We start from the raw sequence: 216 nt of genomic DNA, 5'->3' as shown, positions 1-216 counted from the left end.
AGGAAGGTGATGTGGTTGAAAAGCTGCAGACCCAGATGCAGTCCGACCGCAATATCTACGATGCCTACATCAATGACTCCGACCTGATCGGCACCCACTTTCGCTACGGCAAGGTGGTGCCCATTTCCGACATGATCGCAGGCGATGGCAAGGACTTCACCCTGCCGACGCTGGATCTGCCGGACTTTATCGGTCTGGACTTCACCACAGGCCCCG

1 pseudogene is annotated in these 216 nt (G+C 56.9%); it reads left to right on the top strand.

Going from position 1 to position 216, the window contains the following annotated elements:
- Positions 1 to 11: 11 nt before the first annotated feature.
- Positions 12 to 216, top strand: a pseudogene (locus MO867_RS23335) (carbohydrate ABC transporter substrate-binding protein); the annotation flags it as partial.

It is taken from the genome of Microbulbifer okhotskensis, from assembly GCF_023895975.1.
In the GTDB taxonomy this organism is placed as follows: domain Bacteria; phylum Pseudomonadota; class Gammaproteobacteria; order Pseudomonadales; family Cellvibrionaceae; genus Microbulbifer; species Microbulbifer okhotskensis.
Note: the sequence above shows the minus strand (reverse complement) of the source record. Positions and strands in the feature narration are given on the sequence as shown.